Genomic DNA, 20,764 nt, shown 5'->3' on the forward strand with positions numbered 1-20,764 from the left:
GATTCAAAAAAGATAATGCGTATAGTTCTCATTCTCTTTTGTCATTAACTCTCTGTATTACTTCTGGTAAGGATCCCGACAATGAAAAAAACAACATCTGCGTTGGCATTGCTGATTGCTGCGGCGTTAAGCGGTTGTGCGGCGCACTCCACGCCAGCCAGCAACGTCAGCGTTACGGAAAAAACAGCACAACCTGCCGTTACCGATGTACAGCAACGCGCGCTGGCGGATGGGTTATATGAAATGGCGCTTAGCCCGGCAGGGGATGCGTTGTACGTTGCCAGCGCCGAAGGATTTAAAGATGTGCAGGGCGGCGTGGTTTACAAGTTGGATCCGAAAACGCTCAAAACTCTTGGATTGAGTCATACCGATATGAAAAACTTTGGTATGGCTATCTCGCCGGACGGTAAAACGGTGTATGTCACCAACTCACTGGACGGTGGCCTGAGCGCGCTGAATACCGCTGACGGCAAGGTGAAAAATCGCGTATTGTTCCCGGAACGTAACCCAGAAGGTTTCCCGTATGGTGCCCGTCAGGTGCTGTTGCATAACGGTTTGCTCTATATTGGCGCCGTGGCGGATCCGGCGGTGATTTGGGTGGTTGATGCCGAAACCCTGAAGCTGAAAACCCGCATTAAAAACACGGGTAAATGGATGACCGGACTGCATTATTCAGCGGTGACGCAGCGAATTTATGCAGCTAACGGCGGCGGCGAAATTCTCGTCATCAACCCGCGTAACCAGCGTGTTGAGAAACGCTGGCAGCCGCTGGGTGAACAACCTGCGCTGCTGCTGAATATGGCGGAGGACGCAGAAACGGGTCGTCTGTTTGTCACCGACAACTCAAAAGCGAAAACCACTCTGGTTCTGGATATTCATACGGGTAACCTGCTGAAAAAACTGGATGTGGGTGATTCGCTGGCGGTGAAATTCAACGCAAAACGCAACGAAATCTATATTACGCAGCGTGATTCAGGGAAATTGCTCAGCCTGAATGCGACCGATTACAGCGTGAAGAAAAGTTGGGATTTACCCCCTAACCCAAACAGCCTGCTGCTCTCGGCGGATGGACAAACGCTGTTTGTGACGGTGAAGCAAAAATTTAATAAAGACCACTCTACGTCTGCGCCAGATAACGTGGTACGTATTGACTTGAATAAACAATAACAACTCGCCTTCTTTCTATTGTTTTTCTCCCGAGCCTCGGTGCGTTGGGCAAGGAAGCCCGGCGCATCCAATCGATTGCGCCTTGCGACAACCAGGTTGAAATGTTAAAAGAAGCCCCTTCAATAAAAACGACACAGGGGAAGGGCGTGAAAAACGCGTCAACTGCATCTGACACCAGCGTGTCTGATGCCGCGTCGACGAACGAGCCGACGCTTCAACGAGGGTTGCAAAACCGCCATATTCAGTTAATTGCGCTGGGCGGTGCAATTGGTACGGGCCTGTTTTTGGGCATTGGTCCGGCTATTCAGATGGCGGGACCTGCGGTGTTACTGGGTTACGGCGTTGCCGGGATCATCGCTTTTTTGATTATGCGTCAACTGGGCGAAATGGTAGTGGAAGAACCCGTTTCCGGATCCTTCGCTCATTTTGCCTATAAATATTGGGGACCGTTCGCGGGTTTTCTGTCCGGCTGGAACTACTGGGTGATGTTTGTGCTGGTCGGTATGGCGGAACTGACAGCGGCCGGGATCTACATGCAGTACTGGTTGCCCGATGTCCCGACCTGGATTTGGGCCGCGGCATTTTTCGTGATCATCAATGCCGTCAACCTGGTCAACGTACGTCTGTATGGCGAAACGGAATTCTGGTTCGCGCTGATTAAAGTGCTGGCCATTATCGGCATGATTGGTTTTGGCGTGTGGATGCTGTTTTCCGGTAACGGCGGGGAACATGCAAGCATCGATAACCTGTGGCGTTACAACGGCTTTTTTGCTACCGGCTGGAACGGATTAATTCTGTCGCTGGCGGTGATTATGTTCTCCTTTGGCGGACTGGAGCTTATCGGGATTACTGCCGCAGAAGCGCAGGACCCGCAGAAAAGCATTCCAAAGGCGGTAAACCAGGTGGTGTACCGTATTCTGCTGTTTTACATCGGTTCTCTGGTGGTGCTGTTAGCGCTCTACCCGTGGGTAGAGGTGAAATCCAACAGCAGCCCGTTCGTGATGATTTTCCATAATCTTGACAGCAACGTGGTGGCTTCTGCGCTGAACTTTGTCATTCTTGTGGCTTCGCTGTCGGTGTATAACAGTGGTGTTTACTCTAACAGTCGTATGCTATTTGGTCTCTCGGTTCAGGGGAACGCGCCGAAGTTCTTAACCCGCGTCAGCCGTCGTGGCGTACCGGTGAACTCACTGATCCTCTCCGGCGCTATTACGTCACTGGTGGTCCTGATCAACTATGTTCTGCCGCAAAAGGCCTTTAGCCTGCTGATGGCGCTGGTGGTGGCGACGTTACTGCTGAACTGGATTATGATCTGCCTGGCGCATCTGCGGTTCCGGGCGGCGATGCGACGTAAGGGACGTGACACGCAGTTTAAAGCACTGCTGTACCCGGCAGGGAACTATCTGTGTATTGCTTTCCTTGGCATGATTCTGGTGCTGATGTGTACGATGGATGAAATGCGCCTGTCAGCTATCCTGCTGCCGGTGTGGATCCTGTTCCTGTTTGTTGCCTTCAAACTGTTGCGTCGTAAACCTCGCTAAGCTATGGCCGATCTCATATTAATAATGGGATCGGCCATTTTCTCTCTGTCCGGTTTAACGCTGAAACGCGCCAGACAGTGCGCGAATATCGTTTCCGGTAGGCGACTGATGAATGCGTAAACCAAACTCTTCGACCACGGCAAAGATATGGTCGAAGATATCAGCCTGAATACTTTCATATTCCAGCCAGACTACCGTATTAGTAAAGGCATAAATTTCGATCGGTAAACCGTGATCGTCCGGCGCAAGCTGGCGTACCATTAACGTCATATCTTTGCGAATACGCGGATGATGACGCAAATATTCGTTCAGATAAGCGCGGAAGGTGCCAATATTCGTCATCTGGCGGTGATTCAATACCGATTCAGGCGCATCTAATTGCTGATTCCACTCGTCAATTTCCTGGTGACGTGTTGTTAAATACGGTTTCAGCAGGTGGGCTTTATGCAGACGCTGGCGCTCATCCTCATCAAGAAAATGGATGCTGGTGGCATCGATGCTGATGCTGCGTTTTATTCTCCGCCCACCGGAAGCCGACATTCCACTCCAGTTTTTAAAAGAGTCTGAGACCAGTGACCAGGTTGGGATAGTGGTGATGGTGTTATCCCAGTTGCGCACTTTCACGGTGGTTAAGCCAATATCAATAACCGCGCCATCGGCACCATATTTCGGCATTTCCAGCCAGTCACCCAACTTCAACATATCGTTGGCTGAAAGTTGTATTCCGGCAACCAGTCCGAGGATTGGATCTTTAAACACCAGCATTAACACGGCGGCCATGGCGCCCAGACCGCTTATCAGTATTGCCGGTGACTGACCAATCAGCAGGGAAATCATCAATATTCCGACGAGAATTGCGCTGATGAGTTTGATGCCCTGGAATATGCCTTTTAGCGGTAATTGCGATGCGGCAGGGAGTTTTTGCGACAGATTGAGAATAACGTCCAGCAGGGAAAACAGGGACAGCAGGGCGTACATCATGATCCACAGCTGAGCGCAGGTCACTAATATTTCTGCTGCTTCGCTGCCTTTCTGTAGCCAGAGTGCGGCCTGTATATTGACAATGATACCCTGCAGGGTGAATGCCAGCCGGTGAAATAACTTGTTCTGCGTGATGATTTGTAGCCACAGGCGGGAGCTGGCGCTGGCACGCTTTTCAAATGCGCGTAATACCACCCAGTGCAAAATAACGTGAACAATAATGGCGGTGATAAAAATAATGCCAAAAATCATCACCAATGAGGTGGTGTGATTTATTTCAATGCCGAGTTCTTCTACCTGAGATATCAATTCCTGCATAACGTCTCCTTAATAAACAGCGGTCTATGATGACCGCTGTGCGGAGCTTATGCAAATGCGGAGGATTAGACTTCCGTCAGCGTCGTTTCCAGCGGCAGACGAGATTTCGGCAGTACGGCGTTGAAATCTTCTACGCTGTGATGACCCACCGGAACCACCACTACGCTGGTGAAACCTTTCTCTTTCAGGCCAAATTCTGCATCCATGACCGCTGAATCAAAGCCTTCGATCGGTACAGCATCCAGGCCCATAGCCGCAACGCCCAGCAGGAAGTTACCGACGTTGAGGTACACCTGTTTTGCCATCCAGTGGTTGTCATCTTTCAGCTCTTTGCGATGCATGTCGGCAAAGAAAGTACGGCCCTTATGGTTTGCGGCTTTAGCTTCAGGCGTAGCGAAACGACCATCGCTCTCTTCTTGATCCACCACGCGCTCCAGCCACGCATCGTCCATCGCCGTTTTGGCGCAGAACACCACAACGTGGGAAGCATCCAGCATTTTGCGTTCGTTGAATACAAAACCGCCGGCTGCGGATTTAGCTACACGCGCTTTACCTTCGTCAGTGCTGGCGACAATAAAGTGCCATGGCTGAGAGTTGGTACTGGACGGGCTAAACTGCAGCAGCGTTTTTAATTTTTCGGCCTGCTCAGCGGTCAGTTTTTTATTCGGATCGAATGCCTTAGTGGAGTAACGTTTTAAGGCGACAGAAACAATATCCATAACTACTCCTGGTGATTTTTCATACCCTGCGGGTGCGTTTTGTTTCAGCAGGGTACAGGGTTAGCGGGAAAAAGATAAGACAGGAAAATGCAAAAACACTTATCGAGGTTAACGATAAATCAACCTGGATGTAGACGTTTTTGATCCCGCTTCGCCAGACCGTCTACGACGCGGTGCCATGAATCATTCACCAGCTCTGCCAGTAATGACTCGGTAATGTCGTCGCCAGGGTAGACCGAGATCCAGTGTTTTTTATTCATGTGATAGCCGGGTTTAATGCTGGGGTAGATCTGCTGGTTTAACAGTGACTTCTGCGGGTCTGATTTTAGGTTAACCAGCGGGCGTCCGTGATGTTCAAACACCAGCATGAAAATTTTGCCGCCGACTTTGAAGACGTCGTATTCCGGGCCGAATGGCCAGCAGTGTTCGGTGAAAGGCTGTTCGAGCGCCAGGCGCTTCGCACAGGCATGCAGGGTCTGGCCGTCCATTATTTTTCCTCGCGGGTCAGTGCGCGCCACATGGCTTCAAACCCCATCGATATATAGTCTTTTGCGCGGGCCGCGTCGCGGGCGGCGAACTCCATGGTGGTCTCCGCCAGAGAAAGAAACAACGCATCGCCAAAGGCGCGATACTCGTCAGACATAAATTCGGGGCGTACGGAACGATGACAAAGATCGCGTAATTCCGGGAACATATCGTCAGCCTGTTGTTCTGTTTCTTTGCTGATTTTCTCGCTGACGGCCAACTGGCGAATCGTGCGATGCCCGCAGGTGTGGTTCAGGCCCCAGCTTATATAGCTGTTCCAGATGTAGTGAGTCATGGTTTTGGCATCGGTCACTGAGCGATCCAGATTTGCCATCATCGACTGACAAAGATCTTGCTTCAAAAAGAGGTAAAGCTCGTTGATCAAATCATCTTTGGTCGCGAAATAGCGAAACAAGGTTCCCTCCGCAACCCCTGCATTGCGGGCTATCACGGCGGTAGAGGCCGCAATACCTGATTGTGCAAATGCTGTGGTTGCAGCTTCCAGTAATGCCAGTTTTTTGTCTTCACTCTTCGGACGAGCCACTACACTTTACCCTTAAGTCTGTAAAAAACATGATTGAATCACGGCCTTTGCTGCACCGCAACGGCGAATGTCAAAGATTGAAAATCATCTTGACGGCGAACTTTCGATTTCTATAATGAGTGCTTACTCACTCATAATCAAGAGTCAGTCGCGCAAACCAGCGGAAAGGGGGCGCGTTTAAGGTCAGGATATGAAGCGTCTCACAGTTTGTGTGGTTGTTATTATGCTTATTGCCGCAGCTGCAAGTTTACCGTTTGTACTCAATGCCGGGTTTGGTCAGGCACCGCAAGGGGCACAACTGAGTCAGGTTGAACAGTCACCACACTATCGTGATGGACAGTTTCATAACCAGGTGCCGACACCGGGCTATACCGGCAACAAAGGTATGCTGGCGGCCTGGTGGGAGTTTCTGGTCGCTAAGCGTGAAAATGCGCGTCCGGCGCAGCCGTTACCGCTGGTGGCGACCGATCTCGCCGGGCTTGCGCCGCTGCAGGATACGCTGGTCTGGCTCGGCCACTCCTCGTGGTATTTACAGCTGGCGGGTCAGCGTATCCTGATTGATCCGGTGTTTAGCAATTATGCCGCACCGTTTTCATTCCTGAATAAAGCCTTCGCCGGAGATTATCCGTGGAGTGCGCAGACGATGCCGGAGATCGATCTGCTCATCATCTCGCACGATCACTATGACCATCTGGATCTCGCCACTATCAAGGCGCTAATGCCGAAAATTAAGCGGGTGATTACGCCGCTCGGCGTCGGATCGCATCTGCGTTACTGGGGGATGCGCAGCGAGATAATCGAAGAGCGCGACTGGAATCAGTCTGTCAGAGTGACGGATTCGCTGATCGTTCATGTGCTGCCTGCTCGTCATTTCTCGGGACGCGGTATCAAGCGCAACCAAACGCTATGGGCGAGCTTCATGTTCGAAACGCCGGAGCAGAACGTTTATTACAGTGGCGATTCCGGCTATGGACCGCATTTCAAAGCCATTGGCGAGCAGTTTGGCTCGGTTGACCTGGCGATTATGGAGAACGGTCAGTATGACCAGGACTGGAAGTTTATTCACATGATGCCGGAAGAGACGGCACAGGCCGCGGCAGATTTGCATGCGAAAGCCGTGTTGCCAGGGCATGCCGGCCGTTTCGTTCTGGCGAAACATACCTGGGATGATCCTTACAAACGACTGGCGCTTGCCAGCCGTCATCAGGATTACCGCCTGCTGACGCCCATGCTGGGTGAACCGGTAGTACTGTCCGAACCGGACCAACCGTTTACGGCCTGGTGGCAACAGGCTACTCAATGAATACAGGGGAGAGCATGATGACGATTTCTGCTCAGGTAATTGATACGATTGTTGAATGGATTGATGATAATTTGAATCAGCCATTGCGCATTGATGATATTGCGCGCCATGCGGGATATTCCAAATGGCACCTGCAGCGTCTCTTTATGCAGTACAAAGGTGAAAGCCTCGGGCGTTACATCCGTGAGCGTAAGCTGCTGCTGGCGGCGCGCGATCTACGCGATACCGACCAGAAAGTGTACGACATTTGTTTGAAGTACGGATTTGATTCGCAGCAGACCTTTACGCGTATTTTCACCCGTACGTTCAGCCAGCCGCCGGGTGCTTATCGCAAAGAAAATCATAGCCGAACGCATTAACGACGAAGAGTTCTCGCGGGCCTAATCCGCCAGCGAGAACCAGCGCCGCCAGATGAAGCGCAACAGCAAATACTCAAGCACCCCCAGCAGTAAAAACCACAGGCAATACAGCAAAGTATAAAACTGGTTGAGATCCATCAGATGAAAGGTGGTGACGACCTTTTGCGCCAACAGCAGGCCAAGCGAGGGGGCGGGTAGCAGCAGGCAGGACAAAAAAGCCAGCAGCAGGATCCCTGCGACGGTCATCAGTGATTCAAGCGGATGTTTCATAGCATTGTTAAACTTGAGTTAAAAAGCCATTGTCCGGGATCTCTGCGGGCAACGCAAATTCCCACGCTTATAACCCTGCCCAAATCTCACAATGCTTTTTCACCAGACCACTCAACGACCCGCCGTCGGCGACGAAATCACGCATATTTTGTGCTTCATCATGACCATTTTTAACCTGCAGGCCTATAGCTTCAATCGCGCTGGCCGCGCCCACTTTATCTGCAGAGGTAGCGATATTCTCCAGTAGCCGCAATGTGTCATCTGACAAGCGGCAGCCGTCACCGGTGTTGACGTCGGTGACGATTCCCGCCATACCAAAGCGGCAAGCCTGGAAACGGTTGAATTTATACAGCAGGTAATCACGCTCCTGGTGTTTGAACGGGCGTTTGGTGAGTAACCAGTGGGCGGTAGCCTGAATAAGCCCTGCCATATTGACTGCATGATCAAGGGTCAGCGGCGTATCCATTACCCGAACCTCTACTGTGCCAAAGTGCGGGCTGGGGCGGATATCCCAGTGTAAATCTTTAATGCTGTCAATCATGCTGGTGTAAGCCAGCCGACGGAATAGCCCCTCGAATTCCTGCCAGTTATTCACCCATGGCATCGGGCCATTATCGGGAAATCCGGAGAATATATTTAGTCGCGCGCAGGCAAACCGCGTGTCGGACGTCTGCATATAAGGTGAGGCGGCGGAGAGCGCAATAAAATGGGGAACAAACCGCGACAGCCCGTGCAGGAGATAAATGGCATCATCGCCGTTTGCGCAGCCGATATGCACATGCTGGCCGAACACTGTCGCCTGCTGGATAAGATAGCCAAAATTTTCCAGGTTGCGTCGATAGCGTTCGTCATCGCACACTTCCTGACGTTGCCATTTTTGAAATGGATGCGTACCACCACCACAGATGGCGAGGTGATGCTTTGCAGCAACCCGCGAGATTACCTGCTGCATGGCGGATAATTCAGCACTCGCCTGGTCGATATCGCGACAAACCCCGGTCGCCATCTCCAGCATACTTTCCGTGATATCGTGCTTTACTTCTCCGGCGGTAAGCAGCGGCTTTACGGCGTCAATCAACCGGGAAGAATCCTGGCTCAGGTCGTAGCCCGGAGGATTGACTACCTGCATTTCCAGCTCAATGCCTAACGTGAAAGGGTCAGAAACATGAAAATCGGGTAGTGGCATAGGGTTCTCTTCAGCGTTGATTGAATCCTTAGAGTATAGAAGCGCTGCTGATTTTCTGTTCGTTGTCAAAATCTTCTGGCGACGCTTTGAAGGCGAAATGGCCGGTGTTATAACTATTTTTTACTTCGCAAAAGGGGTTGAAAGGTGCCGGAACTAAATCTTTATGGACAGACCGTCGGCGATGTTGTGCCGGGCTGGAATGGCGCCGCCGTGCTGCCACGGGAAACGCTTACAGGGCAATATTGTCGACTGGTTCCTCTGGATGCCGACAGCCATGCTGCCGATCTGTTTGATGCCTATGCGCAGGCACCGGACGATCGCGACTGGACCTGGCTTGCCAGCTCTCGCCCCACAAGCGTTGAGGCCGCAGCTTGCTGGGTTCAGGGGAAAGCTACTGATGCATCTCTGGTTCCCTATGCCGTCATTGAGCAGCGTTCCGGACGTGCCGTTGGACTAGTGTGCTTTATGGCGATTGAACGAGAGCACGGTTCGGTCGAAATTGGTCATGTGACCTGGTCACCGCGCATGAAAAATACGGTACTCGGCACCGAAAGTATCTGGCTGCTGCTGCGCCAGGCGTTTGCGTTGGGCTATCGTCGCGTGGAGTGGAAATGTGATTCCCTGAACACGGCTTCCCGTCGGGCGGCTGAGCGCCTTGGGTTTATCTTCGAAGGACGCTTTCGCCAGAAGATTGTGCGCAAGGGGCGTAATCGCGACAGCGACTGGTTATCGATGATTGACGGCGAATGGCCCCAGTGTGACGCCGTGTTACAGCGCTGGCTGGCTGCCGACAACTTTGATGAAAACGGCCGGCAACGAAAAACGCTGGCTGCTTGTAGCGGAGAATAAATTAATGCCCGCAGCTAACCATGGCTGCGGGCGTAATGCTGTTTACCAACAGATAAATCCACCATCTACAACCAGGTCTACACCGGTGCAAAATGAAGCAGCATCGCTGGCCAGAAAGAGTGCCGGGCCCGCCATCTCTTCCACTTTTGCCATGCGCTGAATCGGCGTCTGGCTTTCAAACTCCCGCGTCTGATGAACCATTTCCGGTCGAGTGTTCATCGGCGTGGCGGTATATCCAGGGCTGATAGAATTCACGCGGATCCCTTTTCCAATCCACTCCATCGCCAGGCTTTTTGACAGATGAATGACCCCAGCCTTAGCGCTATTGTAATGGGCTTGTTCAAGACCTCGGTTAACAATAATTCCGGACATGGATGCGATGTTAATAATCGAGCCACCACCGGATTCCAGCATCAGTTCCGCTTCGGCTTTACAGGAATTCCACACGCCAGTGAGGTTAATGTCGATAACGCGTTGCCACTGCTCGCTTTCCATTTCCAGCGCTGGGTTGGCGTTGGCAATGCCTGCGGCATTGACCGCAATATCCAGACGACCAAAGCGTTCCTTCGCCAGGGCTACCGCGGCGCGAAGGTCGCTAAGCTGACGGACATCACCCGTATAGAGCGCAGCCTGGGCGCCAATAGAGGTAATAGTATCAACGGTCGCGTTCAGCCCGCCGTCTTCGCGCAAATCAAAACAGACTACGTGTGCGCCCGCGCTGGCGAGTGCGCAGGCGATAGTCTGACCGATGCCGCTGCCTGCGCCAGTAACAAAAGCGACGCGCCCCTCAAGATTAAACAGTTGTTGAGCAAAATCTTTTGCAATCATAGTGATGACTCTCTTAACAGATACCCTGGCGGGCATTAAGACATAATCAGGCCGCCATCGATGTTGATGGTTTGTCCGGTGAGATAACGCGCATCGTCAGAGGCGAGAAAAGCGACCAGCCCGGCGACATCTTCAGGTTTGCCCGCGCGTTTCATTGGGATGCCTTTAACCCATTCCGCCATCAATTCACCTTTGCCATAGCGTTTTTCATCTGTACTGAGAATCTCGCCCCAGACACGATCGTTGTAATCCCACATTTCGCTTTCGATTATCCCCGGGCAAAAGGCGTTGACGGTGATATTCCATGGCGCTAACTCATGGGCCAAACTTTGCGTAATGCCAATTACGCCCATCTTGCTGGCGGCGTAGTGTGGGGTATAGATGAAACCCTGGCGTCCCTGACCGGAAGAGGTATTTATCAGGCAGCCCTGGTTTTGCTTAACCATATATTTTGCGGCTTCCCGGCAGCAGAGCCATACGCCAGTGGTATTTACGGCGAGGACTTTTTCGAAATCTGCTTTCGGCATGCGGTCGAAATAGTCGATGGTGATAACACCCGCGTTTTGAATTGAGACATCAATGGTGCCAAAGCGCGCTGCGGCCTGCTCGTACAGAGATTGCACCTGCGCTTCATTGGTGACATCCACCTGCAAAGATAAAATATCTGCCTGATAGCGCTGACGAAGCTGTTCCGCTGTTTCGTGGACGCGCTCTGCATTAGATACCATCACCAGATTTGCGCCGTCGCGGGCAAAACGTTCGGCGATACCTGCGCCAATCCCTCGACAAGCACCAGTGATGACAATTGTCTTACCATGAAAATCACGTTGCATATTTTTATCCCCTGTATGGGCCGGGCAAAAGATGCCCGGCGGAATGTTGCTGCTTAACTGGATACGGTATTTACTGAGGGTGCTGCCGCCAGCTTTTCTTCGTGGCGACGCATCAGAATGACTTTGTTCTGCAGCTTTTGCTGGAACTGATCGACAACAACGGCGGTGACGATAACCACACCTTTGATGACCATTTGCCAGAAGTCGCTGACGCCCATCATCACCATGCCATCGGCGAGGAAGACAATTACGAAGGCACCGATAATGGAGCCGGAGACACGTCCACGTCCTCCCGCGAGGGCCGTTCCACCCAGCACAGTTGCGCCAATGGCATCCATCTCAAACATGTTGCCGGTCATCGGATGTGCGGTTTGCAGTTGTGAAGCCACAATCAGCCCAACAAAAGCGGCACACAGACCGGAGAAGGCGTAGACAAAGATCTTCGCTTTTACGATAGGGACACCCGCCAGACGTGCGGCGGATTCGTTCCCTCCAATCGCGTAGATGTAGCGGCCTAATGGAGTTTTGGTGGTTACCCAGTAGCCCAGCAGCAGGAAAGCAATCATCAGCCAGATAGGAAGATAAATCCCCAACAAAGTACCTGAACCCAGCGTGGCAAAACCGGTATTGCCCAGCGCGTCCATGCCGTTCAGATTTGGGTAAGTGCTGCCGTCGTTAAACAGAAGAGCAGACCCTCTGGCAACGTACATCATGCCGAGCGTACAGATAAACGGTGCAACGCCGAAACGGGTGATGACGGCACCGTTGACAAAACCAACGACAACGCCGAAGAGGGCAACACAGATTATGACCTCTGGTACGTTGAAGAAGATGATGTTGCCACCCCAGATGGGCAGACCGTTGGTAAGCAAGGCGCCTGCAACCATGCCGCAAATACCCGCTACCGCCCCGACGGACAGATCGATACCGCCAGTCAGTATCACCAGCGTCATACCAATTGCCAGTAAGCCTGTGATGGCGACGTGCTGGGTCATGATCAACAGGTTAGAGGTGGTCAGGAAATTAGGTACCATCACGCTAAAGAATGCGATAACCAGCAGCAGTGCGATAAACGTTCTGGCCTTCAGCAGGTACATATAAATCATATATTTCTGGTTCATGATGGATTCCAGCCTGATTAATCTTGAGGTGTAGAAGCCGCGATTAATGCCTCGCGGGTGACCGCATGACGGGGGACATCAGCGGTGATTCGGCCATCGGCCATCACCAGAATACGGTCCGCCAGCGCCATCACTTCGTCCAGCTCTGATGAAGAGAACATCACCGCCAGCCCTTGCTGCGCCATTTTGCCAATAAGGTGATACACGTCGGTTTTCGCGCCCACATCAATGCCTCGGGTAGGTTCGTCAAGGAAAACCACCTGCGGTTGCGTCATCAATGCCTTACCCAGCACCACTTTTTGCTGATTACCGCCGCTTAATGAGGTGATAGGCAATTCGGGATCGCTCACTTTGATAGCCAGTTGCTGGATCATTGCCTTCACACTGGCCTGCTCTTTGTGCGGGTTCAGCCATTTCCAGGCACGGCGAAAGCCTTGCAAGCTGAAGTCAGACAGCGTCATGTTGGACTGAATCGACATCATCTGAACAACGCCTTCACCCTGTCGGTCTTCAGGCACCAGCGCCAGCCCCTTTTTAAGACGTGACTGAAAATGGGCTTTATCAATGCATTCGCCGTTAAGCTGCACGCTCCCACTCTGGCAGGGCATGAGTCCCACCAGTCCTTTGAACAGTTCAGTTCGTCCTGCGCCCAGCAGACCATAGATTCCGATGACTTCGCCTTTACTGAGGCTAAACGTCACGTCATTAAGCTTATAGCCACCGCTCGGATGAAGGGCTGTGAGACCCTGTACGGATAGAACCGTTTCACCTTTTGGTGCGGGTTGATAATCAAAATGTTTTTTCTTATCACCTACCATTTGTTCAATGATCCACGGAATACTGGCATCATTGACTGGACGTTCACTGATAAAACGGCCGTCGCGGAAAATCGTGATGTAATCGCCAATTTCCATCAACTCTTCCAGACGGTGGGATATATAGATGATGGTGACGCCGCGTCGTTTGAGTTGCTCAATGACGTTAAACAACACTTTCACCTCAGACTGGCTGAGGGCGGAGGTCGGTTCATCCATGATTAAAACACGGGTGTCTTTGGAGAGCGCACGCGCAATCTCGACCAGTTGCTGATGACCGATCCCTAGTTCTTCCAGTGGCGTATACGGATCAACATCCAGTTCGAGTCTTTCCAGTAAGGATTTTGCCAGAGCGTATTGGTATTTTTCGTTGATTTTCCCTTTCTGAAAAAACTCGTTTGCCATGAAAATATTATCCATGACATTCATGTTTGGGAATAAATTCAACTCCTGAAAAATAATACTGATACCCAGTTTTTCGGCCTGATGGGTCGAATTTAATGTAACGGGTGTGCCATCCATAATAATGTGCCCGGAAGAAGGGCTTTCGACACCAGCAAGCATTTTCATCATGGTGGACTTACCCGCACCATTTTCTCCGATCAGCACGTTTACTTTATTCCGATATACCCGATAGTTGACGCTATCTAACGCCACTACCCCAGGGTAAACACGCGATAAATCGTGTGTTTCGATAATGACTTCAGATTCGACGGAATGAGGAGTGACGATATCTTGCTGCTGCATGTTATTGTCCTCCTACAGATTCAATTTTCGCTGGTGTAATATCCGGGATGGATCCTGGAATCTCCCACTCAGAAAAAACACCATAAACGTGTACTGACTCGCCGGTTTTAAGCTGCGCAGATTGGATCATCTTTATTGCTTGTTCGTTAATTCCCCGACCATATTCACCAAATAATACCTGGTCATTGAAATCACTATAACTTGCGCCTTTAAAGGCATCGCGTAATTGTGTGCCGCGTAGCGTCGGACCAATCTGTACAATAATGTTGTTGCCGCTTTTATCGGCGATAGTCATTTTCCCATTGCGAGAGGCGGTATCCAGAGTGCTAATTTTTCCCTCAACTTTAACGTAAAAGATGCAGGGATTCTCTTCCTGGGAACGATAGCCGAGGTTTTTACAGGCGCTATCAAAATCTTTTTCAGCTTGCAAGGCTATCAGTAAATCAGCCACCGGACGAGCCTGCCCGACAATTTGCGGGACAATTTTGTTTTGCCACGTTTGATCTATATTGGCCATGTGTGGATTCGGTGGCGACTTGAGGTCCGCAAGTTCCTGCTGCGAGACGATGCGGCATCCTCCCACGGTCAACACGACCAGCACAAGCCAGGCTTTTTTAGACATAATATTCTCCTCTGCGCCTCCTGAGAGGCGCAACAACCCGGGATCAGGACTTGATATTGAAATCCTGTACTTTATCTGCGTTTTCTTTAGTGATAAGAATTCCGCGGAACATGACGCGTTGTTTTTCTGGTTTTATGCCTTTTTGCAGGTAGTTATCCAGATCGGTAACCCCTTGTGCTGCGATAGCCTGTGCCTGGAGCATGACGGTTGCCTGTAGAGTGCCAGCCTTCACCGCATCACGTTCGTCGTTGCTGCCGTCGATACCGACCACGACCACGTCGCTGCGGTTCGCCGCTTTTAATGCAGCAATAGCGCCCAGTGCTACTGGACCGTTACCGCAGATAATACCTTTCACGTCCGGGTGAGCTTGTAGGATGCTGTCCATAATACGTTTACCGTCGATAAGCGTACCTTTGGCATCCTGTCTGGCAACACTAACCATATCCGGGAACTGATCGATAACCTGGTGGAAGGATTTGGAGCGCGTAACACAATTATTATCGGCAAGGTTACACGTCAGTTCAGCATATTTACCTTTTTCGCCCATCTTCTCGACGAAAATATTTGCAACTTCGGAACCAGCCTGGAAGTTATTGTGGGTAATTTGCACCAGTGCAACATCATCAACGGGAATTTCACGGTTGATTAATATGACGGGAATTCCAGCTTTTTTCGCTTTTTCAATTGCCGCGACGCTGGCCGTTGAATCTGCATTATCCAGAACGATACCCTGGACTTTTTTGCCGATTGCCGTATCAATCAATTCATTCTGTTTTTTCACATCTTCACTGTGCGACAAAATTGTGGTTTTGTAGCCCAGTTCCTGGGCTTTTTCACTGGCACCTTTTGCTTCTGAGGCGTAATAAGGATTATCCAGTGAATTCACCATAATCATGATTGTCCCTTTTTCCGCTGCATGAGCAGTAAAAGACAAAGCAGTCAGGGTTGCAGCAGTTAACAGCGTTAAACGTAATTTCATGACAATGTTCTCTCTGTGTTGTTATTGTCGGGTACGGTGAAACAACGTAAAGCTTGAATTTTTTATGGTCCGGTATCCTCCTGTATATGTGGTAAATAACGTCGCGCTTTTTCCCTGGTGAGGCGTCAGGCGGACGAGGCCGGTTTCCATAATGTTCTGTTTACCGCATGGCGCCATTCCTGCCATCTTTTTTGCAACCGATGATGGCGATCCATGTCGGGTTGAAATGTGCTATGTACGGTTAAAAAAGCTTTTAAATCAGTCAGTGAGCCAGGGTAAAGCGCTTTACGCGCCAGTAATGCCGCGCCAATGGCGGAAAGTTCTGGCACATCGCTACGCATAACCGGATAACCAAGCAAGTCTGCCTGGTATTGCATTAGCCAGTCGTTTTTAGTGGGGCCACCGTCAACCATTAATGCAGTTAACTTGAAATCATCGTGCTGCTGCATGGCAACTACAACATCGGCGATTTGATAGGTAATCGACTCAAGTGCGGCACGAATGAGATGTGCTCGTTTAACTCCCCGGCTGAGTCCGCAGATGACTCCACGGGCACTGTCATCCCACCATGGCGCGCCAAGCCCGGTCAGTGCTGGCACAAAATAAACGCCGAGGGTTGAATCAACGGAGGCGGGAAGGGTGTTGAGTTCGTAGGTCAGTTCGGCATCCGAAAGTTCGCTCAGACCCGTACTGTCTGCCATCCATGCCACCGCATCACCCGTGTGTGGGATATTGCCTTCCAGTCCGTATATGATGCTGTTTCCATCGTGCCAGGCAATGGTGGTAGCCAGTGCGTCAATATCACATTGGGCTGATTTGACCGGCGCCATCACCGATGACCCGGTACCGTAAGTTGCTTTAACGCATCCCATTTCGCCAAGAGCATGGCCAAACAGAGCGGCATGTGAGTCACCCACCATCGACATCACAGGAATGCCGTCTGGAATGCCATTCAGTCCACGTGTATGACCAAATAATCCACTGGAGGGTTTTATTTCCGGTAAGGCGGCGCGTGGAATGTGGAAGAGTGCCAGCATGGCTTCATCCCACTCCCCAGAGTGCAGGTTTAGCAACTGTGTGCGGGCGGCGTTGGAATAGTCACAGCAGAAGGCTTCACCAGCGGTTAAATTCCAAAGCAACCAACTGTCGATCGTTCCCAGGCAAATTTGTCCCTGCGCAGCCAGCTGTGGCCCATCGGTCACGGATTCCAGTAGCCAGCGCATTTTTGATGCGGAAAAAAGGGGAGCGATTGGCAGACCAGTGGTTGATTTTATCAGCTGTTCTTTATTTTCATGCCGCAGCTCCTCGCAGTAAGCCGCGCTGCGCGTACATTGCCAGGTGATTGCGGAATTTAGCGGTCTGCCAGTCTGACGATACCAGCCTATGGCGGTTTCACGCTGATTACTAATAGCCAGTGCCGCGACGTTTTCAGCACCAACATGATTCACAGCTTTGGCAATGACGCCAATAGAAGCATCAATCAACACCTCGCCAGATTGTTCAACCCAGCCATCCCGAGGGGTCTGAATCGCCAGTGGCTGAGAAAACTTTGCGACCACATTGCCCTGTGCATCAAGCGCGACTGCTTTGGCGTTAGTTGTGCCTTCATCCAGCGCAATAATGAACTCTTTCTTCGCTGCACACATAGATTATCTCCTGAGTCACATTGCGTCCCGGTTTGGAGGATAAAGCCCCCCTCATTGTCGCGTCATTACTACATCAGGCCTGGCTGTGACATCGTTTTTTTAATTATTGAATATATATTCGGTGTTGATTATTTATTTAATACCTTAGCTACAATCTTTCCGTTGGGCTACAGAAAAAATCATCAATTGTGCTGAGAATCACACTTACATAGACGGGATAATAACAGAAAGAAGAATAAATTAAGGCGAGGTGAAACCTTTCAGTTCATTGAAATATATAGATTTTAGTCACAGCCTTTGCTTTTTATCTTTCGTGCAAAGGCTATCAGCGAATCGAGGATCAGGAGGTGACCAGCATCCGGGCGGTAGGATAGTCGGTAATAAGCACGTCGATATAACCTCCGTTCAACGCCCCTTTAATTGCCGCGACTTTGTCTGTACCGCCAGCAAGGGCCACGACATTCGGGCATTTTTTTACCTTGTCCAGGGCCATGCCAATTACGGGATCTTCGTCATCTTGCAATACCGGCTGGCCCTTGTTGTCGTAGTAATGCAGGCAAATGTCTCCGACCGCGCCGCGATCAGCCAGTACCTGCAACATATCTTCGTGGTAGTAGTTGCCTGATGTTTTCAGCAATTGGGACGGTTCGAGGATCCCGACGCCAACAATGGCGATGTCTACGTTATCAAAGCGTGAAATCACATCGGCGACATCTTTGCTGGCAACGAGACGATTTTTCTCTTCAACCGAGCCTTCGATACTCTGCGAAGGCAGCAGCCAGGCTTCACAATTCAGATGTTGTGCCAGCGTCTGCGTCAGAATTGTGGCCTGTACGTTGCCGTTAGGACCCACGCCGCCCAACAATTGAATTACGCCGCCGGCTTTCAGGTTCTGCGTATGGACTTCATCCACCATCGCTCGGATCGTCGAACTCCATGAGGAAACGCCCACCAGATCTTTGGGGCGCAGTCGGGTTTCCAGATAGTGGGCTGCGGCAGAACCAATGGCGCGTTTGATGGTGTGGTCGCTGGCATCCTCTTCGGTATCGACCACAATGGCCTGCTTAATGCCGTAACGTTCCTCGATCCCTTTTTCAAGATTCAGGAAGATATTTGAGGGCTGGACAACGCTGATTTTCACCACCCCTTCTTTCTGACAGCGGGTGATGGCGCGGGAGATAAACGACTGAGAAAGCGAGAGAAGTTGAGCAATATCGGACTGTTTGCGTCCTTCAAGATAGTAAAGGGTAGCGATTTTAACCAATAGCCGTTGTTCGTCCTGCTTAGCCATATATTTCCTCGAAAATCATTTACGTACCGCCATTATCTTAATGCGTTTTATCATACGCGAAAATTGAAGACAGGTAAGTGTGATAAAGCTCTAACTTTAACCAATCCTCCAAAACAGCTATGGACAAATACGAAAATTAGGTTGCATAATTGAATAAAGAATCATTTGTGAATATATATTCATGGTGGTTACAGGTCAACTTATTATTACCAGCGTCAGTGTGGTCGCGGTAAGGAGGCAGAATGTTCCTGAGTATGATACAACGGCGTAAGCCTGAAGATGTGACGTATGGGAAATTCTGGTTTTTTTAGTCCCACGCGGAATAAATATTCCATATTGAAAATAAATTCAGAGGTGCTAAATGAATCCCTGGAACTATGATATCCAGACTCTTGAGCGCAAAGCGCGGGCGGTTCGCCGTCACATCGTTAGATTAAATGCTAACAGCCCTGCGGGTGGGCATACTGGTGCGGACTTGTCTCAAGTTGAGCTGTTGACGGCACTCTATTTTCGTATACTCAATGTCGCTCCGGAGCGTATCGCTGATGAGGCTCGGGATATCTACATCCAGTCTAAAGGTCACGCGGTAGGCTGTTACTACTGCGTTCTGGCGGAGGCGGGTTTTTTTCCCGTTGACTGGCTGGAAACCTATCAACATGCCAATTCCCATCTTCCCGGACACCCGGTGCGCCAGAAAACGCCGGGTATTGAACTGAATACCGGTGCTCTGGGCCACGGTTTACCTGTTGCGGTGGGACTGGCTCTGGCTGCGAAGAAAAGTAACAGTTCACGCCGCATCTTTTTAATCACAGGCGATGGCGAACTGGCCGAAGGAAGTAACTGGGAAGCGGCGCTGGCTGCTGCTCATTATGGCCTCGATAACCTGATCATTATTAATGACAAGAACAATCTTCAATTAGCCGGACCGACTCGCGAAATCATGAATACCGATCCGCTTGCCGCAAAATGGCAGGCATTTGGTATGACGGTGACTGAGTGTCAGGGGAATGATATGGCGTCGGTTGTCGCCACGCTGGAAGGACTTAAGCAGGATGGCAAACCTAACGTCATCATTGCCAATACCACGAAAGGCGCGGGTATATCGTTTATCCAGGGGCGCCCTGAATGGCACCATCGGGTGCCAAAAGGTGAAGAGATCGAACTGGCTCTGGAGGAGTTAAAAGATGAGTAATGCAGAACACCTCGCGAACGTCATGGTTCAGGCGTTCATTGATGCAGTGGAACAGGGTGTTGACCTGGTGCCGGTCGTAGCGGACTCGACATCAACCGCGAAAATTGCTCCTTTTATAAAGCAGTTTCCCGGTCGCCTGGTCAACGTAGGTATTGCCGAACAAAGCATGGTTGGAACGGCGGCAGGACTTGCACTTGGCGGTAAGGTCGCCGTCACCTGTAACGCTGCGCCATTTCTTATCTCCCGTGCCAATGAGCAAATTAAAGTCGATGTTTGCTACAACAATACCAATGTGAAGCTATTCGGTCTTAATGCCGGTGCCAGCTATGGTCCGCTGGCGAGCACTCACCATTCGATCGATGATATTGCCATTATGCGAGGCTTCGGCAATATCCAGATTTTCGCCCCATCTTCGCCACGAGAGTGCCGACAGATTATCGATTATGCGATTGGCTATCAGGGACCGGTATATATTCGTCTTGATGGAAAAGCACTGCCGGAACTTCATGACGAGAGTTACCGTTTTGTTCCGGGGGCGGTGTTGACGCTGCGTGAAGGGGAGCATGTGGCGCTGGTGGCAACGGGCTCGACAGTTCATGAAATTGTTGATGCCGCTGCGCTGTTGGCTGATGCCGGTATTCAGGCGAAGGTGGTCAGTGTACCTTCAATTCGACCATGTGATACCAAAGCCCTGTTGTCAGCACTACAGGGCAGCAAAGCGGTGATTACCGTAGAAGAGCACAACATTAATGGTGGGTTGGGAAGCCTGGTGGCAGAAGTGCTGGCTGAGGGCGGAGTCGGAGCGGTGTTAAAGCGTTTAGGCATTCCGGATGGAGAGTATGCAGCGGCAGCGGATCGTGGCTGGCTACGTCAGCATCATGGTTTTGACGCCGCAGCTATCGCTGCTCAGGCGCGAGAACTGCTGTGA

General features: G+C 51.0%; 21 protein-coding genes. 7 read left to right on the forward strand and 14 right to left on the reverse strand.

Features of this window, described 5'->3' with window-relative positions:
• Positions 1-81 precede the first annotated feature (81 nt).
• Positions 82-1,167, forward strand: a complete 1,086-nt coding sequence (locus tag OGV94_RS16245) for a YncE family protein (RefSeq protein WP_100194076.1) — start codon at positions 82-84, stop codon at positions 1,165-1,167.
• A gap of 146 nt (positions 1,168-1,313) precedes the next feature.
• Positions 1,314-2,708: a phenylalanine transporter gene (gene pheP, locus OGV94_RS16250; RefSeq protein ID WP_043015514.1), complete on the forward strand. Its 1,395-nt coding sequence runs from the start codon at positions 1,314-1,316 to the stop codon at positions 2,706-2,708.
• A 54-nt stretch (positions 2,709-2,762) separates the two neighbouring features.
• Here pheP and OGV94_RS16255 read toward each other — a convergent pair whose 3' ends face one another.
• The 4 genes from OGV94_RS16255 to OGV94_RS16270 form a co-directional block, all read right to left on the reverse strand.
• Positions 2,763-4,007, reverse strand: coding sequence for a mechanosensitive ion channel family protein (locus tag OGV94_RS16255; RefSeq protein WP_043015515.1), 1,245 nt, complete (start codon positions 4,005-4,007; stop codon positions 2,763-2,765).
• A gap of 65 nt (positions 4,008-4,072) precedes the next feature.
• Positions 4,073-4,726 carry an oxygen-insensitive NAD(P)H nitroreductase gene (gene nfsB, locus OGV94_RS16260; RefSeq protein ID WP_181633996.1) on the reverse strand — a complete coding sequence of 218 codons (654 nt, stop codon included), beginning with the start codon at positions 4,724-4,726 and terminating at the stop codon, positions 4,073-4,075.
• Between the two features lie 119 nt (positions 4,727-4,845).
• Positions 4,846-5,214 (reverse strand): MmcQ/YjbR family DNA-binding protein, encoded by a 369-nt coding sequence (locus OGV94_RS16265; RefSeq protein ID WP_286523783.1) that lies wholly within the window; start codon positions 5,212-5,214, stop codon positions 4,846-4,848.
• Complete coding sequence (locus OGV94_RS16270) at positions 5,214-5,795, reverse strand: TetR/AcrR family transcriptional regulator (protein WP_087051593.1); 582 nt, start codon at positions 5,793-5,795, stop codon at positions 5,214-5,216. The genes OGV94_RS16265 and OGV94_RS16270 overlap by 1 nt, the downstream gene beginning before the upstream one ends.
• A gap of 190 nt (positions 5,796-5,985) precedes the next feature.
• Between OGV94_RS16270 and OGV94_RS16275 the strand changes: the two genes are divergently transcribed.
• Together OGV94_RS16275 and OGV94_RS16280 are read left to right on the forward strand one after the other, a co-directional pair.
• On the forward strand, positions 5,986-7,098 hold the full coding sequence (locus OGV94_RS16275; protein ID WP_043015517.1) for an MBL fold metallo-hydrolase: 1,113 nt from the start codon (positions 5,986-5,988) through the stop codon (positions 7,096-7,098).
• Between the two features lie 17 nt (positions 7,099-7,115).
• Positions 7,116-7,457 (forward strand): RamA family antibiotic efflux transcriptional regulator, encoded by a 342-nt coding sequence (locus OGV94_RS16280; protein ID WP_003021996.1) that lies wholly within the window; start codon positions 7,116-7,118, stop codon positions 7,455-7,457.
• 21 nt (positions 7,458-7,478) lie between these two features.
• On the opposite strand, the gene OGV94_RS16285 is transcribed toward OGV94_RS16280, so the two are convergent.
• The gene (locus OGV94_RS16285) at positions 7,479-7,727 is read right to left on the reverse strand and encodes a DUF1158 family protein (protein WP_047412821.1); all 249 of its coding nucleotides are present in this window, start codon (positions 7,725-7,727) and stop codon (positions 7,479-7,481) included.
• 67 nt (positions 7,728-7,794) lie between these two features.
• On the reverse strand, positions 7,795-8,913 hold the full coding sequence (locus OGV94_RS16290; RefSeq protein ID WP_080625580.1) for a YbdK family carboxylate-amine ligase: 1,119 nt from the start codon (positions 8,911-8,913) through the stop codon (positions 7,795-7,797).
• A 144-nt stretch (positions 8,914-9,057) separates the two neighbouring features.
• On the opposite strand from OGV94_RS16290, the gene OGV94_RS16295 reads away from it, so the two are divergent.
• Positions 9,058-9,762, forward strand: coding sequence for a GNAT family N-acetyltransferase (locus tag OGV94_RS16295; protein WP_075145024.1), 705 nt, complete (start codon positions 9,058-9,060; stop codon positions 9,760-9,762).
• Between the two features lie 42 nt (positions 9,763-9,804).
• Here the strand turns inward: OGV94_RS16295 and OGV94_RS16300 are convergent, their stop codons facing one another.
• From OGV94_RS16300 to OGV94_RS16335, 8 genes are all read right to left on the reverse strand, one after another.
• On the reverse strand, positions 9,805-10,590 hold the full coding sequence (locus OGV94_RS16300) for an SDR family oxidoreductase (RefSeq protein WP_043015521.1): 786 nt from the start codon (positions 10,588-10,590) through the stop codon (positions 9,805-9,807).
• 35 nt (positions 10,591-10,625) lie between these two features.
• Positions 10,626-11,423 (reverse strand): SDR family oxidoreductase, encoded by a 798-nt coding sequence (locus OGV94_RS16305; protein WP_003831170.1) that lies wholly within the window; start codon positions 11,421-11,423, stop codon positions 10,626-10,628.
• Positions 11,424-11,476: 53 nt separating this feature from the next.
• Complete coding sequence (locus OGV94_RS16310; protein WP_003831171.1) at positions 11,477-12,544, reverse strand: ABC transporter permease; 1,068 nt, start codon at positions 12,542-12,544, stop codon at positions 11,477-11,479.
• 17 nt (positions 12,545-12,561) lie between these two features.
• Complete coding sequence (locus tag OGV94_RS16315; protein WP_047412811.1) at positions 12,562-14,106, reverse strand: sugar ABC transporter ATP-binding protein; 1,545 nt, start codon at positions 14,104-14,106, stop codon at positions 12,562-12,564.
• Between the two features lies 1 nt (position 14,107).
• Entirely contained in the window at positions 14,108-14,728 is a 621-nt protein-coding gene (locus tag OGV94_RS16320; RefSeq protein ID WP_100194079.1) for a DUF2291 family protein, read from the reverse strand.
• Between the two features lie 43 nt (positions 14,729-14,771).
• A complete protein-coding gene (locus tag OGV94_RS16325; RefSeq protein ID WP_043015525.1) occupies positions 14,772-15,707 on the reverse strand; it encodes a D-ribose ABC transporter substrate-binding protein in 936 nt (311 codons plus the stop codon).
• 125 nt (positions 15,708-15,832) lie between these two features.
• Positions 15,833-17,353, reverse strand: a complete 1,521-nt coding sequence (locus tag OGV94_RS16330; protein ID WP_047412805.1) for an FGGY family carbohydrate kinase — start codon at positions 17,351-17,353, stop codon at positions 15,833-15,835.
• A 340-nt stretch (positions 17,354-17,693) separates the two neighbouring features.
• On the reverse strand, positions 17,694-18,644 hold the full coding sequence (locus tag OGV94_RS16335; protein WP_003831176.1) for a sugar-binding transcriptional regulator: 951 nt from the start codon (positions 18,642-18,644) through the stop codon (positions 17,694-17,696).
• A gap of 361 nt (positions 18,645-19,005) precedes the next feature.
• On the opposite strand from OGV94_RS16335, the gene OGV94_RS16340 reads away from it, so the two are divergent.
• Together OGV94_RS16340 and OGV94_RS16345 are read left to right on the forward strand one after the other, a co-directional pair.
• Complete coding sequence (locus OGV94_RS16340; protein WP_003831177.1) at positions 19,006-19,836, forward strand: transketolase; 831 nt, start codon at positions 19,006-19,008, stop codon at positions 19,834-19,836.
• Positions 19,829-20,764 (forward strand): transketolase family protein, encoded by a 936-nt coding sequence (locus OGV94_RS16345; RefSeq protein WP_008784049.1) that lies wholly within the window; start codon positions 19,829-19,831, stop codon positions 20,762-20,764. The genes OGV94_RS16340 and OGV94_RS16345 overlap by 8 nt, the downstream gene beginning before the upstream one ends.

This window comes from Citrobacter sp. Ce006 (assembly GCF_030336535.1).
Classification (GTDB): Bacteria; Pseudomonadota; Gammaproteobacteria; order Enterobacterales; family Enterobacteriaceae; genus Citrobacter; species Citrobacter europaeus.